This is a genomic window from Clostridium sp. AM27-28 (genome assembly GCF_003480955.1).
Classification (GTDB): Bacteria; Bacillota; Clostridia; order Lachnospirales; family Lachnospiraceae; genus Otoolea; species Otoolea fessa.
Window position 1 is genome coordinate 57952 of the sequence record NZ_QUJT01000015.1, and the last position, 16161, is coordinate 74112.

General features: G+C 48.3%; 12 protein-coding genes. 3 read left to right on the forward strand and 9 right to left on the reverse strand.

Annotated elements, in window-relative coordinates; all coding sequences use genetic code 11:
• Positions 1 to 11 precede the first annotated feature (11 nt).
• The 7 genes from DW720_RS14210 to DW720_RS14240 form a co-directional block, all read right to left on the reverse strand.
• The gene (locus DW720_RS14210; protein ID WP_118749764.1) at positions 12 to 1319 is read right to left on the reverse strand and encodes an AMP-binding protein; all 1308 of its coding nucleotides are present in this window, start codon (positions 1317 to 1319) and stop codon (positions 12 to 14) included.
• A gap of 104 nt (positions 1320 to 1423) precedes the next feature.
• Positions 1424 to 2569 (reverse strand): acetyl-CoA C-acyltransferase, encoded by a 1146-nt coding sequence (locus DW720_RS14215; protein ID WP_107001661.1) that lies wholly within the window; start codon positions 2567 to 2569, stop codon positions 1424 to 1426.
• Positions 2570 to 2704: 135 nt separating this feature from the next.
• Positions 2705 to 3274 carry a biotin transporter BioY gene (locus tag DW720_RS14220; protein WP_022360190.1) on the reverse strand — a complete coding sequence of 190 codons (570 nt, stop codon included), beginning with the start codon at positions 3272 to 3274 and terminating at the stop codon, positions 2705 to 2707.
• Between the two features lie 182 nt (positions 3275 to 3456).
• Positions 3457 to 4098 carry a hypothetical protein gene (locus DW720_RS14225; protein ID WP_147355517.1) on the reverse strand — a complete coding sequence of 214 codons (642 nt, stop codon included), beginning with the start codon at positions 4096 to 4098 and terminating at the stop codon, positions 3457 to 3459.
• An 84-nt stretch (positions 4099 to 4182) separates the two neighbouring features.
• Complete coding sequence (locus tag DW720_RS14230) at positions 4183 to 5319, reverse strand: FAD:protein FMN transferase (RefSeq protein WP_243099734.1); 1137 nt, start codon at positions 5317 to 5319, stop codon at positions 4183 to 4185.
• A 21-nt stretch (positions 5320 to 5340) separates the two neighbouring features.
• Positions 5341 to 9414 carry a hemoblobin-interacting domain-containing protein gene (locus tag DW720_RS14235; RefSeq protein ID WP_147355518.1) on the reverse strand — a complete coding sequence of 1358 codons (4074 nt, stop codon included), beginning with the start codon at positions 9412 to 9414 and terminating at the stop codon, positions 5341 to 5343.
• A gap of 42 nt (positions 9415 to 9456) precedes the next feature.
• Positions 9457 to 9807: a hypothetical protein gene (locus tag DW720_RS14240; RefSeq protein ID WP_182436557.1), complete on the reverse strand. Its 351-nt coding sequence runs from the start codon at positions 9805 to 9807 to the stop codon at positions 9457 to 9459.
• Positions 9808 to 10260: 453 nt separating this feature from the next.
• On the opposite strand from DW720_RS14240, the gene DW720_RS14245 reads away from it, so the two are divergent.
• On the forward strand, positions 10261 to 11676 hold the full coding sequence (locus tag DW720_RS14245) for a spore germination protein (RefSeq protein ID WP_022360194.1): 1416 nt from the start codon (positions 10261 to 10263) through the stop codon (positions 11674 to 11676).
• 97 nt (positions 11677 to 11773) lie between these two features.
• On the opposite strand, the gene DW720_RS14250 is transcribed toward DW720_RS14245, so the two are convergent.
• Complete coding sequence (locus DW720_RS14250) at positions 11774 to 13276, reverse strand: PLP-dependent aminotransferase family protein (protein ID WP_118749767.1); 1503 nt, start codon at positions 13274 to 13276, stop codon at positions 11774 to 11776.
• 408 nt (positions 13277 to 13684) lie between these two features.
• Between DW720_RS14250 and DW720_RS14255 the strand changes: the two genes are divergently transcribed.
• Both DW720_RS14255 and DW720_RS14260 read left to right on the forward strand, forming a co-directional pair.
• Positions 13685 to 14881 carry an ATP-binding protein gene (locus tag DW720_RS14255; protein WP_118743091.1) on the forward strand — a complete coding sequence of 399 codons (1197 nt, stop codon included), beginning with the start codon at positions 13685 to 13687 and terminating at the stop codon, positions 14879 to 14881.
• 1 nt (position 14882) lies between these two features.
• The gene (locus DW720_RS14260) at positions 14883 to 15179 is read left to right on the forward strand and encodes an RloB domain-containing protein (protein ID WP_107001666.1); all 297 of its coding nucleotides are present in this window, start codon (positions 14883 to 14885) and stop codon (positions 15177 to 15179) included.
• Between the two features lie 492 nt (positions 15180 to 15671).
• Here the strand turns inward: DW720_RS14260 and DW720_RS14270 are convergent.
• Positions 15672 to 16161, reverse strand: a 490-nt coding sequence (locus DW720_RS14270; protein WP_243099735.1) for an IS200/IS605 family accessory protein TnpB-related protein, incomplete at its 5' end; no start/stop codon positions are given.

Here is a 16161-nt window from a genome sequence, read left to right on the forward strand (position 1 = left end):
AAAAGCATTTTTCACAGTTCTTTTTTACGAATCTTTCCACTTTCAGTCTTTGGAAACTCCTTTAGAAAGACAAATTCGCGTGGAATCTCATAATCTGCCAGTCTTTCTGCCAAAAATTCCCGAATTGCCATATTGATACAACCACTTTTTTCGCTGTCACTTCCGGCAATTTCTTCCCTTTCAGCTTCTTTCTCCCACACAATCCACACTTTCAGATAATCGCGCCCATGCTCATGGACTGCCTTCACTGCCGTCTCTGCCACTCCCGGAAATGTCCGCACCGCCTCTTCGACCCGGAGGGATGACACTTTTCTCCCATTTATGTTGCAGATATCATCATCCCTCCCATCAAAATAGAAGAGTCCCTCTGCATCTGTGTGACCGCAGTCCCCAATCACCGCGTCATTTCCAATTCCAAGGATTCCATACCGCGTTTTTACATGAAAATGGTCATTTTCAATCCAGACATCCACCTCTGGAAATGCACGGCCAACCAGCGTCGTATCTTCTTTCATCTCACTTCCATGGATATAGGTAATATAGTTCAGCTCGCTGGCGCCATAATACAATGTAATCTCCGCTTCGGGAAATGCCTTTTTAAACTGCACTGCCTCCGCACCGCCCATACTCTGGGAGCCGCTGACAAAAGAAATAATCCGGTAATTGACCGCCTGTTCCCGCTCATAGATACGCCGCAGCGCCCGCAGCTTGACCGGAATCAGATAGACGCTGGTCGCCTGTTCTGCCTCGATCATCCGCTTCCAGAGGCGCGGATCAAAGGAATCCGCCGCAACGACGCTTCCGCCGGACGCAAGCTGCGCCATATAAAGGTTCAGGTTGCCCGTAAACGCCAGGCTCCCCTGCATAAACGTAATGCTTCCCTCTCCCATTTTGAAAATTTTATTCTGAAGCTTAAAAAAATCGTGCCAGCTTTCAAAGGAGCGGAACAATACTTTCTGACGACCGGAGGTTCCCGACGTCATCACACCCATATATGCCCCTTCCGGAGGTGTCACGTCACGCAATTCATCGGAAATTTTTACATCGGACGGTGCAATCACCGGAACCGTATTTCCGTCTCCATATGCCAGAAACTGAATGAGCTGATGCGCGATCGTCGGTTCCTGGATCCAGTGGATGTGACGTTTTCCCTGTTTTTCTTCTATCTCTTTCGGATGTTTCCTTACACGTTCTGCCGCCTCGATGAGCTCCCCGAACGTATAGCGCTCTTTCTCCGTGATCAGGGCTTCCCACTCTGGCGGGTATGCCCGGAGCGCATCCAGATATGTATTTATACGTTGTGTCTGTATTTCTTTCATGATTAATTCCTGTCTCTTACTTATTTTTATATAGAACTTTTTACCAATTTGAGCTTTTAAATTTACCACATTTACTTTTTATATCATTCAAGCACTGTCTTCATCTACTTCATTACTTTCTCCACCAGAATACTGCTTCCGATCCCTCCGGCGGCTGCCACGCAGCACATTCCCAAATGCCCATTTTTATGTTCCAGTGCTTTCATCAGATGCAGCAGAATCATTGCGCCGGAGACTCCATATGGATGCCCATAGGCAAGTGCCCCGCCCCAGATATTATAACGGTCTTCAATCCCCGGAAATGCACGTTCAAATAGAACATCAATAACGGCAAACGCTTCATTGACCTCAAAAGCATCGATCTCCTGATAAGAATGCCCCGTTTTTGCAAGTATCGCCTTAGCAGCGCTGACGGCTGATTTTGGGCTCATCATCGGATCATCCCCGATCGCTGTACCAAACCGGAAACGGCATTCTGCTTTCCGTCCCTGTTCCCGCAAAAACCGTTCCGAACAAAGTACCACAAATGCCGCGCCATCGTGCATCAGGCACGCATTTGCCGCCGTGATTTTCGTGCCATTTGGAAGCAGATACGGCAGGCGGTCGATCAGACGCTGGCTCATTGTCGGACGGATTCCCTCATCCCGGCTGCTGCCGTCGATGGAAACCGTTATATCCTCCAATATTCCCTCTTTGCGCGCCTGCGCCGCCCTCTTATGGCTCCGGAGCACCCAGGTGTCCATCTCTTCCTTAGAGACATTTTCCCGGATCGCAGTCTCCTCCGCGCCCTCTAACATAACCTGCTCGCCGCGCTTTCCCGGCACAAACTGTGCAACCGTATACACCTTTCCACCGTCATACTCCGGATGGTTCGGGGACATCATGCGGTACGGCTGTACCGAAGAACTCTCCATTCCCCCGGCAATGACCAGATCCGCCATCCCGCTCTCAATCTTGGCTGCTGCCGCGCTGATCGCCTCCAGCGCCGACCCGCACTGCAGATCCAAAGTAACCGCCGGAATCCGCTCTGGAAACCCTGCCGAAAGTGCCGCCAGACGCGTGATATTGCCGCCTCCCCCGACCGCATTTCCTCCTATTATATAGTCGATCGCATCGGTTGGAAGCTCAAATCGCGAAACCACCTCCCGCAGCACCTCCGCCCCCAGCTTTTCCGCCGGGATATGACGGTACATTCCATCTTTCACCCCGATGTAACTGCGCAAACCGCCCAGAATATATACGTGATTCATACTTTTCTCCTGTTTTTCTTCTATTCCTAATTAAAATTAAAGGGATGCGGCAACGGACTCCTCATGCCTCCTGGCTGCATTTCTGCACTAAAAGGCTGATTCTGTTCACTACCACATCCCATCTTTATTTTCTATCTAATTTCCAAATAAGCCCGTCCGCTTCAGCGCCTTTCCAAGTGCTACCGCTGCCACACACTTAACGATGTCCAGCGGAATAAACGGAATTATCGACTGCACGATAACTGCACCCCACGGCTGTCCGGTCACGTGTTTCATCCAGCCTGCACCGAATGCGTAAATCACCGGAATACCAACTACAATCAGGAACGCTGTCTGGAATGCAACATTTTTCCATTTCCGGCAGAACAGGGAAATCAGAAACGCTACAACCAGAAATCCGATATAGTAACCGCCGCTCGGTCCAAGCAGTTTTCCCGGTCCTGCGCTTCCGCCGCTGAATACCGGCACGCCGCATAAGCCTAACAGCAGCCAGCTCGCCATAACTAAAATGGTATCCTGTGGTGCAATCAGCAGACCGATCAGGTTGACAATCATCGTCTGCGCTGTGATCTTTGCATCCGAAAACGGAAGCGGAATCGCAATATACGAAGACACACTGATAAGAGCCAGCATCATCGCCAAAAGTGTAAGCCGCTTCGCGCTCCATGCGCCGTGTACGTTCACTGCACTTGTCTCTGAACTCATTATATATACCTCCTCAGTGATAAAATTCTAAGCCGTGTAATGCATTTTCCTATGAATCACACACAGAGAATCTTTGCTAGAAAAGAGTATATCGGAATTTCAGTGGATTGTCAACCTTGTTTTTATAAATGGTTTACATATGCACCCATAGCTCCTCTGCACCCACTTTATCATCGGCATCCCTATTTTTCTGTAATCGAAAGAATTTCCTTTCCCTCTTGCTTCGTTCTCAGATACACCGCGTTTCTTCCCTCCTGCCCCGAATCCGACAGATATACCTCCTCATCAGGACAAAGTGGGGCAAGAAAACGTACTTCCAGAGCGGTCTGTCCCTTCATCCAGCCCTTCTTCCACAGACGAAGCAGGCAGGCATTCATAACAAGAAACCCCGGCAGAACTGCCGCTTCTCCCTGATGGATCGGATTGGTATCTGCCGCCTCCCGAAGATATTCTTCCATCTGGCTGCGGCTAAATGCCAGCGTATCATCATCCTCACTTCCCAGTTCCGTAATTGCTTTCATGAGCGGCATTTTCTCTTTTTCCGGGACAAGGACGCTCTGGCGCGGTTTTACCAGCAGCACTTCCATCTCCTCATTTTCCCGTTCCTTTTCCTCCTCCGCTGCCGCTATGCGGACCCGGATTGCCGAACGGCCTTTTTTGATGATTTCTGGAGTTAATTTGGTATGGCAAAACTCATTCTCCCCCTGTTTGGGCTGCCAGTCCAGATGAAGTGTAGTTGTGCCTATCATCCATCCCTCGTATCCTTCCAATGTGGAGAGAGCGCGCTCAAAGCAAAGAAGCTTCTTTTTCAATCTATCATTCACGGTATTTTCGACCTCTTCGTTATAAATTGTAAATCTGACTCGCATGCACTTTTCTCTGCTCATTATACTAGATCTGTTCCAGAATCACAATATCCGAATCTCCCGCGTCTCCCCCTGATCCACCGGAATAAATCGGTCTTTTAAGCCCGGCGTCAGCCAGATCGTGCCGCTCTCGTCAACCAGGACTGCCTCATAGTCCTGATGCGCCGCCCAATGTGCTGCTGCCTTTTCCCGTCCCATGACAAACAGGGCGGTCGAAAGCCCATCGCAGCGCAGTCCGCACGGTCCGATGATTGTCACAGAAATCAGCCCGCTCTGCGCCGGCGTCCCAGTGGACGGATCCATGATATGCCAGTAAATTGTTCCGTCATCATCCGTGAAATAGCGCTCATAGCCGCCGGAGGTAATGACCGCCTCATCCTGCACCCTGACTCCGCCCAGATAGCCGTCGCTCTCCGGATCCTTGATACCGACATACCATTTCTCGCCATCCGGTTTTGTTCCGATCGTCTGGATATTGCCTCCAAGACTGAACAGTGCACTCGTCACGCCATCCTCCTTCATAGTCTTTACCACCTCATCTCCGGTAAATCCTTTTCCGACACCGCCTAGATCCACCATCATTCCTGGCTCGATCGATGCCGTATCTGCTTCTAAACCGACCAGACGATAATCGACCGATTTAAGCAGGCTTTCCCGCTCGCTCTCACTGGGGACCCGGTAATTTCCCGTTGTAAATCCCCAGCTTTGCACAACCGGATAAATCGAAATATCGAGCGCACCATCTGTTTCTGCTCCCAGCACCAGCGCCTCCTGCATCAGATAACGCGTATCTTCGGAAAGTTTCGCTGTTTTCTCCTGATTTAGATAGAAAATATCGCTGTTTTCCTGCGTTGTCGAAAACTCCCCTTCCAGCTCTTCCACCCGCCTTTTCACTTTTTCCTGCAAATCCGTGCTTCCGCCGTAGGCGTCAAACTGCATCACAGTATCCATCGCAAACACCGTCCAGTTCTGCCCTTCTCCCGGATTCTGGTTCGAATTTGAGGGATTTTTCTCTAAATTTTCGTTTTTTTCTACTACTGCCACATTTTCTGCCGTCTCTTCCGTAGACGCAGATAAACGAGGACGGTCATTCTGGACCGCCCCCGTTTGATCCGGCTGCGATGAAACACCGCAGCCACACAGCAGCAGGGTTAATAAAATCCACCACTTCTGTTTCAATTTTTACTCCTTTAAATACAACTACTCTTCTTCGGAAACAGACTCTTCTTTCTCAGAAGCATCGCCTTTACCGCCGTCGGATTCTTCCTTATCAGAAGTATCATCTTTTACGCCACCGGTCTCATCCTTCCTGGAATCATTGTCCTTAGATTCGTCCGTTTCATTCTTCTTGGAATCGTCACCAGTTTCGCCGGATTCATCTTTCGAATCATCCTTGTCAGCATCGCCTTTATCTGAAGTTTCGTCTTTCTTCTCATCCGAAGTATCCTTGGACTCGTCCGAATCCTCTTTCTTGTCCTCGTCTACTTCCGGTGCCTTGTTCGCATCGTCTGTCTCGTTCTTCTTATCGCCATCCGGTACATCTGCCTTGTTTTCGTCATTCGTCTTCGGCTCTGCCGGTGTTTGCTCCGGTGTGGTTACTCCCTCGGTTGGGGTGGTGACGATCTCGCTTGGGAGGACTTCGTCGGCAAGAAGCGTTTTGGATTCCTTGATTAATTTCCAGTTTTTATCAAGTTTGCACTCAATCGTTCCGTTATTCTTAGTGTAGATAAGAATTTCATTATCCTCTTCTTCACTCAATCCGGACGCTGAAACCTTTAAACAATCATAATTATCATTGCTATAAGATGTATCCGTTGCATGCGGTGCAAACTCCCCACTTCCAAGGAACGAGGAAACGGATGCCTTGCTATACTCTGTTCCATTTACCGCAACCGAATCAATCTCCTTTAAGAAGGTTTTTAACTTTTCTCCCTCAACTCCATTGAAGCGAATCAGTAAATAATCTCCTGTCCAACTACTCTCTTTTACAACACTGGAAACCTCAATTTCTGTATCTGCTTTCTGGCTCTCAACTGTAACCGTGATCGACTGATTCTTGTAACCTTTTGCTTCGATCACAACCTCATTCAGACCACTATCCAGTGCGCTTGTCTGAATTGTCAATGTTGTACCATTTACTGCAAATTCAAGTGCAACATCTTCCTCCTCATCATTGCCAGTTACTTTTACAGACTTAATTGCTTTCAGATACTCTTCATCACCAGTCAGAACCAGCGGTTCTCCCTCATCAACCGTAGTGTTGCCTGTCAGCTTCGGTGCTGGAAGCAGTTTCTCTTCGTCACCCGCTAACTTCATATCCTTTGTAACTGTAAAGGTAAGCTCTTCGTATCCTTCTGCCTGGATCGTTACGTCGGTGCTTTCTTCGGTGCTGAAACCGTCTAAAGTGAAATCGATGCAATCAAACTCCTGTACATTGTTATATGGATCATCTGCATCTGTCATCTTCCATGTAGGGTTATACGAACTAAGGCTGTAAGTTGCTTTCGTATACTCTTTATTTCCAACTTTCACGGATGTAATCTTAGCCAAGTAATCTTTTACACTCGTTCCCTTTGAAGCCTTAAAAGAAGCACGGCCAAAATCTGGATCAAATGACCAGCTGGCTTTATGTTTGCTGAACTCCACTACTTCTGGAGCTGCCATCTCTTCCTTAATTTCTTCCTCTTCCTTTTCAACCACAAATTCACATCTCAGGGCCTCTGTGTAATAATTCGAACGAAGAGTCAGCTTATAGCTTCCCGGCTGAACCTGATGGAGAATCAGCTTCTTGCCATCCCCGGATACTTCATAGTAAACCTCGTTGCTGCTGGACACGCCTTTCTTGTAGATATTTCTCTCAACAGCATCCTCCTCATCAGAAAGCAGAGTAACAGATTTCAGGTTCTTCAAGAAATCTCCCTCGCTGCCCTCAACGGTAAATTCAGCATCTGCAAAGTAGTATGTTTTCTTTCCATCTACTGTCTTCTTTGCTGAAAATGCATTTTTAGCATCCGCATAATCAACCTTCAGCGCCAGATCACTCTCCAGCACCTTATTATATGTAAATGCAATACTCTGGCTCTTATATCCCGTTGCATCAACGGTCAGCTTGTACTCCTCACCAGCCTTGAATACATCCGCATTAATGGTAATGGTGCCAGCTTCTTTGTCGATGGAATATTTATCCTTGCTGAGTGCCTGCCAGTTTCCGTTGACAACGATACTCTGAACCGCTTCGATATACTCTGTATCCTCTGTCCGCAGGACTACCGGATCGCCCTCTTTGTTCTGTACAACTGTAATCGCCGGTGCATCCTGACGGGAGAAGTTTCCATTGTACTGGATATCGCCGAGCAGACCATCTTCGAGAACCTCTTTTGCCGTTGCCGGATGGTTCGGATCCAGTGCTCCATTTTCACGGTAATCTGCAAACGGAAGCATTCTGTTCTCTTCGTATTTCTGATTCTCGCTCTTATTTACGTAGTCTGTCCATCTGAAGAAATCATCATCTCCAGTATCAAAGACTGCATCCGGAATCGCATTGTACCACCACTCCATCACTGCCTTGGACGCATCATTTTCCATCTTGGTCTGTTCAAGGAGATGTGCATTTACAAGCAGATCTGAATCAAAAATCAGGTTTGCAGAGATTGCAGAGCTTCCTGAGCTGCTGCCGCTGGAGCTTCCACTTCCGCTGGAACCAGTCGATGCGGTGCTGATACCGTCGAATCCGTATGCCGCCATTTTCTGGCCATTGGTCTGTTCCTTCTCTTTTACCGGCTCTGCGCCCGTTGTCACCTTGAAGCTCTTGGAGAATGACCGGAAACCATTTGCATATACAGTGATCTTGTAATTGCCCTTGTATGGCAGATGGTCTGTATTATCATTGTACAGAACAAATAAATCCTGGCTGTAGAGATACCAGTCATCGATCATCTTAAGGTCGCTTACTGTTCCGTTCGGATCTTCCAGGGTCACACGCTCGATCGGTGTCTCAATTGCATATACCAGATCGCTGACTGCAAAATGGAGATTCTTGCCGGACTGCGGTGTTTCCTTAAGCTCCAGCGTCGGTACTGTCTCATTGACGACATGAATCGGGACGAGCGCGGAACCGCCTGCCGACGATACAACCCGCACATAATAACGTCCATTATTGTAGAAATTGCTCTGTCCTGTCTGGATAGTCAGCTGTCCAACGCGTCCCTGTCCGTGCGCCACATTCTTTTCACTGTCAAATACGAGACTCGAATTAATTGTGTTCTTCTGCTCATTGTATTCAACCAGTTCCAGTTTGCGGATGCCGTCAAACCACTCTTTTTCCTCATCTGTATTATAGTTAAACAGAATGGTAACGGCTGCTTTTCCATTTTTTGGAAGAACCGCATCCGGCGAATAGCTCGGATGAGTCTGTTTCTCTTCATTCAAGTTATACGTAGTCTTTTTCGGAGAAATGCGGGCATTTCCGTTTTCATCGTAATTGGTCAGATAATAGTCCCAGTAAGCAACCGGCTCATGCGTCAGAATCTTCTCAGGCAGATAGCCGTCGTTTTCCTCATATACAGCATCTTCCTGGCTCTCATTGCTCAGAACCACCGTCTCTTCCTTTGCTGCATCTTCTTTGCTGCTGACGGTTACTTTGCCCGGTGTGCCAAGAAGCGCCAGTTTTGCCATACGTCCGTCATCTGTGATCGGAGTTAAAAGATTGGTTACATCTTTTCCATCGACCTTAACGACCGTATTGCCTGCATTGTATCCCTCATCAAATGCGATCGGAAGCCACCAGCCCAAGGAATTTACTTCGGTAAGCTTTGTCTTCGTCTCATCTACCAGCGAAACCATCTGCGGCTTGTCTGGATTTTCAGTGTTTCCGTTATCTCCGGCATTTCCGCCATTCTGATTTCCGTCATTCCCGGAATTACCGTTATTTCCAGAATTACTGTTATTTCCGGAATTACTGTTATTTCCAGAATTACTGTTATTTCCAGAATTACTGTTGCTTCCAGAGCCCCCCGAATGGCTGCCGCCGGAACTGCCGGAATTCCCCGAACCGCCTCCTGATACGCTGCTTCCGTTGCCGTCTGCTGCCGGGCTGCTCGCGTAACCTCTATCCGCACGGGTCTGGACCTCTCCATTTTCATTGCCCCACTGTCCATCCGCATTGACGCTGTAGACGTCCGGCGTCCGACCTTCGGTGTGCATCTGACCATAGTTTTCTGCACTCAAGTTATCAAAATAATAGCATTTTCCATCAATCCACTGCCATCCGGTCACGGTCATACCTTCCGTTCCATCAGATGCAGTGCTGAAGAAATACTATTTTCCTGCATTATCCTTCCACCAGCCGCGGCGCATCTGTCCTTCCACACCATCGGCAGTTGTGTTCATATAGTACCGGCGTCCATCGACGGTGATCCATCCAGTCATCATCCGTCCGGTCTGCGGATCCAGATAATACCAGCCGCTCTCGGTCTTGACCCATCCAGTCTTGAGCGTTCCGTCCGTTCCCTGATATTTCCAGTCCTGTCCTTCCTGAATCCAGGCGCCGGTCTGTACTCCGGACTCCGATGCCGGTCCGGTTGAAGCATAAGCAGTACCTGCCTGCGCCGCCGCTAACACGGTCACCGCTGCCAGAATTGCCTGCCGGGATCTTCCCTTACCTTTCATACATATTCCTCCATATAATCTTTTGTAATATCTTACTCTCTGCACCGGATTAGGCATTCCTAACTCAGGCGGCCGAGGAGGTTAGTATATACTAATCCAATAAAATCTGTCAATTATTTAAATCTGTTTAAAAATGAGAATTTTTATCTATTTTTTAATCGAATTTTATTCTCAATAAAGCATTGGTTTTTTAGTTGCTAAAACTAACATGCAAATTTCTTTTTCCATTCAGCACATGTTAAGTCTCATTTTGCAGCGATTTTTCCGCCTTTTTCCCTGATATTGCCTCGCTTGTCATGAATTTTAAAAAAACATATTTTGAGAATTTTTATCCATTTGCTTCATTTCGTATATTTTTATCCTTTTCGCACATACTCCATCTGTAAACATTTTGTCCCATTCCAGTCCCTTCGCGGTCACTGATATTGGCTTCTCTGATAGGAGATTTACACGATGCAGATTTCTTCATCCATTGAAAATAACCGGACTTTTTTTCAAAAAAAGCTCCGACCGGACATCAGTTTTGATGTCGTAGATCGGAACCTGATGATCGGCGGGCGCGATGCCTGCCTCTACTGTATTGATGGTTTTACCAAGGACGATACGCTTTTAAAAGTGCTGCAGGCGATGAGCAGCATTGAAACCGCCCAGATGCCTGACAATGCAAACGATTTTGCCGCCCTCTACCTCGCCTACGGCGAAATCGGGCTGGAAACGGATTCGGACGCGCTGATTATCCAGCTTCTCTCCGGTGTTCCTTTTCTTCTGATCGACGGGTATGCACAGGCACTCACAATAGACTGCCGCACCTATCCCGCCCGCGGAGTCAGCGAACCTGAAAAGGATAAGGTATTGCGCGGCTCGCGCGATGGTTTTGTCGAAACGCTTGTGTTCAATACGGCTCTGATCCGGCGGCGCATCCGCGATCCGAAGCTGCGGATGGAAATCATGAATATTGGGGAAAGTTCGCACACCGATATCGCCATCTGCTACATGGAAAACCGGGTGGACACCGAACTTTTAAACCGCATCCGCACCCGGATTCAAAAAGTGCATGTCGATGCCCTCTCGATGAACCAGGAAAGCCTTGCCGAATGTATTTATCCGCACAAATGGTTCAATCCGTTCCCAAAATTTCGTTTTTCAGAGCGTCCGGATACCTCCGCTGCCTCGATTCTGGAAGGAAATATCATCATTCTGGTGGACAATTCGCCATCCGCAATGATTCTGCCATCCTCTGTTTTCGATATCATCGAGGAAGCCGACGACTACTATTTTCCACCGCTGACCGGCACCTATCTGCGCCTGTCGCGGACGGTCATCTTTTTCCTGACCTTATTTCTGACACCGCTGTGGCTGCTTTTTATGCAGAATCCCGGCTGGATCCCGGAATGGCTCGCTTTTATCCGTGTCACCGACGAGATCCATGTAGCGCTGATCTATCAGCTTCTGATCCTGGAATTTGCCATCGATGGTCTGCGGCTCGCGGCAGTCAACACCCCCAGCATGCTGACGACACCGCTCAGTGTCATCGCCGGTATCGTGCTTGGAGAATACTCGGTCAAATCCGGCTGGTTCAACAGCGAGACGATGCTCTATATGGCGTTCGTCACGATCGCCAACTACTCGATGACGAGCTTCGAACTCGGCTACGCACTCAAATTCATGCGCGTCCTGCTCCTGATTCTGACCTTTTTCCTCAATCTCTGGGGCTTCATCGCCGGAACACTCATTGCCGTCGGCTGCCTTGTCTTTAACCGGACAATCGCCGGAAAAAGTTATATTTACCCGCTAATTCCATTTCACTGGAGTGAATTAAAAAAGCGGCTGCTCCGGAACCGGCTGCCGCATGAGGAGAAAAACGGGTAAGAATGTCGCATAAAATGTCCGCATACCCACAACTGCCCGGATGGTTCCGGGTACTGGCTGTGGTTTATGCGGACATTTTAACTTCTATATCTATCTTCTATTTTTCTTTCTTATACACTACCTCTTTCAGCACCTCCAGCGCCTCCTCATACCGCTCTGCCCCCATCGAGGCACAGGACAACAGGAGCTTCGGATATCCCTCTTGAAAATGATGCTCCTGTTTTTCCAAAAGACTCCCGACCGACTCCACCGGGCGGACGGCGACGCCTGCCTGTGCCGCACGCCCGGCAATTTCCGCCGATGTAAGCGGGCTGTCAAGCTCCATGAGAACCAGAAAACCGGCATCGCCCAGATGCGTTCGCGCTTTTTCTCCAAAAATGCGCCGCACCGCATCACACAAACACTTTGCCTTTGCCGCGTACAATTTCTTGGACTTTCGGATCTGACTTTCCAGATGTCCGTCCCGGATAAACTGGCAGAGGGCAATCTGCTCTGCCTTGGACGCCGTCTGGTTATAAAAACGCCCCCGCTCCTGATACCGCTTCAGCAGATCCGGCGGCAGGACCATGTAGCTCATGCGGATCGATGGCAGAAGCAGCCTTGAAAATGTCCCCAGATACACGACGCCCCGCCCGCCGGAAAGCCCCTGCAGGGACGGTGTCGGGCGGTTATAATAGCGGAACTCACTGTTGTAATCGTCCTCAATAATCAGCATATCCTCGCGCGCCGCATCCTTTAAAAGCTTCATCCGGTCGCCCACCGGCATGACCTCGCCCCAGACTGTCATCTGCGATGGGGTCAGATAGCAAACACTTTTCCCTGTATGTCTCATTGCCTCTGACATCTGTTCGGATAACCCTGTTTTCATCTCTGTTGCACATACATCTGGCTTTTCTATTCCGAACAAACCCTTTTTTGAGGACTCAATCCTCCTATCATTATTTTCCCAATATTCTCTTATATCTCCGGTCCGAAACCCATAATCCTCAAAAATCTGGCGTCCCTGCCGGAACGACGGATTAAAAAACCATGCGCTGTCCCGCTCCCGCAGCATCGGGCACAAAATATGCAAGAGACTCTGCACACCCGCCCCTACTACGATACTGTCCGGCGTACAGATCACATTGCGGTGGCGCCCCAGATACGCACAGAGCGCCTCCCGGAATTCCCGCTCTCCCTGCGGTTCGCCGTAAGAAAGCAGCCGCTCATCCTGGCGCAGGGCGCTCTTGACATAGCGCCGCCATAAATCGAACTGGAAGCTCTCCCGATCCACATTCGAAGACGCAAAATCATACCGGATTTCCAGGCGTTCCTCCTGATGCGGCACACCGTGCTCTATTTCCTCCCGGTTTGCAGCCGCCAGCACCGCATCCGTTACATAAAACCCGCTCTGCGGACGCGAAATGATATAGCCATCCGCTGCCAGCAGCATATACGCCGTCTCCACCGTCGTCCGCGAAAGCTGCAGCTGCAGGGAACATTTACGGATCGACGGCAGCTTCGCTCCCGGCTTCATCTGACCGGACACGATCAATTCTTTGTAATATTCATATACTCTCAGATACCGGCTCTGTCCCGGTTCGCTTAAATTCAGTTCCATCGTATTTCCTCTATCTATTTATGTAAACGGCGATGCACCGCATCGATCATCCGCATCATCCCATATCCCAGACAACCGCCCCTCTTTCCGTCTTCACAATATTTTTCATCTCCACCACTTGTCCCTCTTATATCCAACTGCCTTCCTCAATTATACCGTTTTCTCCTGCTTATAGGCAATCCCCAAAATTGAGTACTGTTACTGTTCACGCATACGTGCCCAGTAACGGAAATTCCGGGGAAGAAATCAAAGAGCCGATTCTTCCTAAGAAAGAAGAGATCCCCGCATATCCTCTCCACACGGCTGTTCTATTAAATCCTCTATACAGATTTTTATTTTTCATTTGCGTTGATTTTTCACAAAAATGTGGATATAATATATTATAACAAGGATTTAGGAGGTTGTTTTATGCTGATTCAATTTAGTGTAGAGAACTTTCTCTCTATCAAAGATAATGTCGTGTTATCCCTGCTTGCCAGTAAGGATAACGAACATCCAGAGCACCTGATTGTGGACGGAAACAAAAAGCATTTGAAGTCTGCTGTGATTTACGGCGCCAATGCTTCTGGAAAGTCCAATGTCTTGAATGCGTTTTGGTTCATGGTAAATTATGTGCTGACTTCGCATAACCAGCAGCTCCACAAAACCATTGATCGTTCGCCTTTCAAGTTTGACCGGGAAACACCCTCTCGCCCCAGCAGCTTCGAGGTCATCTTCACCACAAATGGCATCCGCTATGCGTATGGCTTTTCTGTAACAGACAAAGCTGTTATCGAAGAATATCTGTATTACTATCCCAATGGCAGGCAGGCGCTCATTTTTGAGCGAAAAGACACAAAAGATTTTCGCTTTACCGTTGATGTCGATGAACAAAACACTCTCAAGGATCGCACTTCGGCCAACAAGCTCTATCTGTCTGTCGCATCAAACTGGAGCTATTCCAAAGTGATTCCAGTTCTGGAATGGTTTGCTTCCTGCCAGATCATCACGAAACATTCTGTTGCAGACGCCTACGGCCTTGAAGCAGAACAACTCAAAGAGGATGACTACCGGCATGTGATCGCCTCTATGCTGCGTGTTGCAGATTTTGGCATACAATCCCTTCAGATGCGTGATGCAGAATCCGCTCCTTCTCAGCGTAATGATATCTTTACCAATATTGAGGCCATTCACACGGTACAGGATACAGAGGGAAATACTTCTTCCTACGCGCTGAACATGGCAGAGGAATCTGATGGCACCAACAGTTATTTCAAACTGATCGGTGTTGTAAAAAAGGTGCTGGATGAAGGAACCCTTCTTGTCGCTGACGAGATGGACGCTCATCTGCATCCTCTTCTGACAAAGCATCTGGTCTCGCTTTTTAACAGTGTGGAGTTCAATCCAAATGGAGCCCAGTTGATTTTCACATCACACAACACCAATCTTCTTGACCTGGATGTACTGAGGAGAGATCAGATTTGGTTTACCGAAAAAGACGAGCAAACAGCGGCTACCGATCTGTTCTCCCTTTACGATTTTTCCATCCGCAAGGATGCTAAGGTGGAGAAGGGCTATCTGATTGGCCGTTATGGTGCGATCCCCTTTATCAAGGGAGGGCTGTAAAATGGCACGTGGAAAAATTGAAAAGCGTGGACAGCGACGCAGAAAAATAAAGCCTGTCACTCTGATTGTAACGGAGGGTTCTCAAACTGAGCCTAAGTATTTTGAACACTACCGCAACCGTCAGACAAACATTGATATTCGTGTGGTAGGAAGCCGCACCAGCGGAGGTGAAACAGATTATCTCAGCCTGATCCGGAAAGCCGTGGAATACCATCTTCAAAATGACAGCAGCAAACCGTTTGGAATTGCTGTCAATCCATTTACCGACATCCATCAGCTGGTGGAATCACTGCTATAATGTTTCAAAGAAACATGGGTGGCACAAAATTGTCTCTACATTGGCACAGTCCTGCCCTTTCGCCGTAAATCCATATCTGTTATACTTGGTACAGTCAAAACTTTGCATAGCAGCCGCTCCGGTTTGGAGCGGCTGTTGTCAATTTCAGTAAAGGTGGTGGGTTCTATTCTATTTCAAAAAGCCCGGAAAGTGCTGAACAACGAGCGGGGCGAGATCAACTATTTCAGTACGATACTGCTGCGTTTATAAAGCTGGAGCAAATAATCTTTTCTGCGACGCTTGACCGCCGACACCAAATATGCCGTAAATCTAAACCATCCCACAGTGAACCTCACATGGCTAAAGTCACGTGCTTCTCAGCCGTTTTAAACGGCAAGACTAAATATCGGCGGATACGCCAGTAACTTAGAATTTGTGCGGATACGCACTTTTCCCATGCCGGATACGGCTGGTTTCCACATTACAGGTAGTCCGCTGTATATCTGCCTGCGTTTATGCCGCTTTTAAGTTGTTTACTTCCACATAAAGCTTTCTTAAATCTGCATAAACACAGGAGGTTCTACGCTTCACTGCAGGTACTTTTGCCTCCAGTGAAGACCTTTCCGTTTCCGGCAAGGGTTTTAAAAGTTCCCGTATAAAATATCTCGCTCCGATATTATAGGATGCTGACAGGTCGCAGTTATACTGTTTTCCGGTCCGGAAGGTACATAGGCTATGGTTCTCCTGGTTTCTTACTACCACTCCGCTTCCGTCACAGGCCAGCCTGCTGGTGTTCCGGGCACTGACCCTGAACACACGAATTCTGTTCCGATGTGCCTGATGTTCACACAGTTTCTGAATATCCCGCTTTCTCCATAAATGAAGCTTTTGCTTCTTTTTTCCGGATATTTTTCCCTGCATTTCCAGATACTCAAACACAATTACATCTACCTGATACTCTGCGGCATATTTCGTGATCTCCGCAGCTATTTTGCGGGACAGC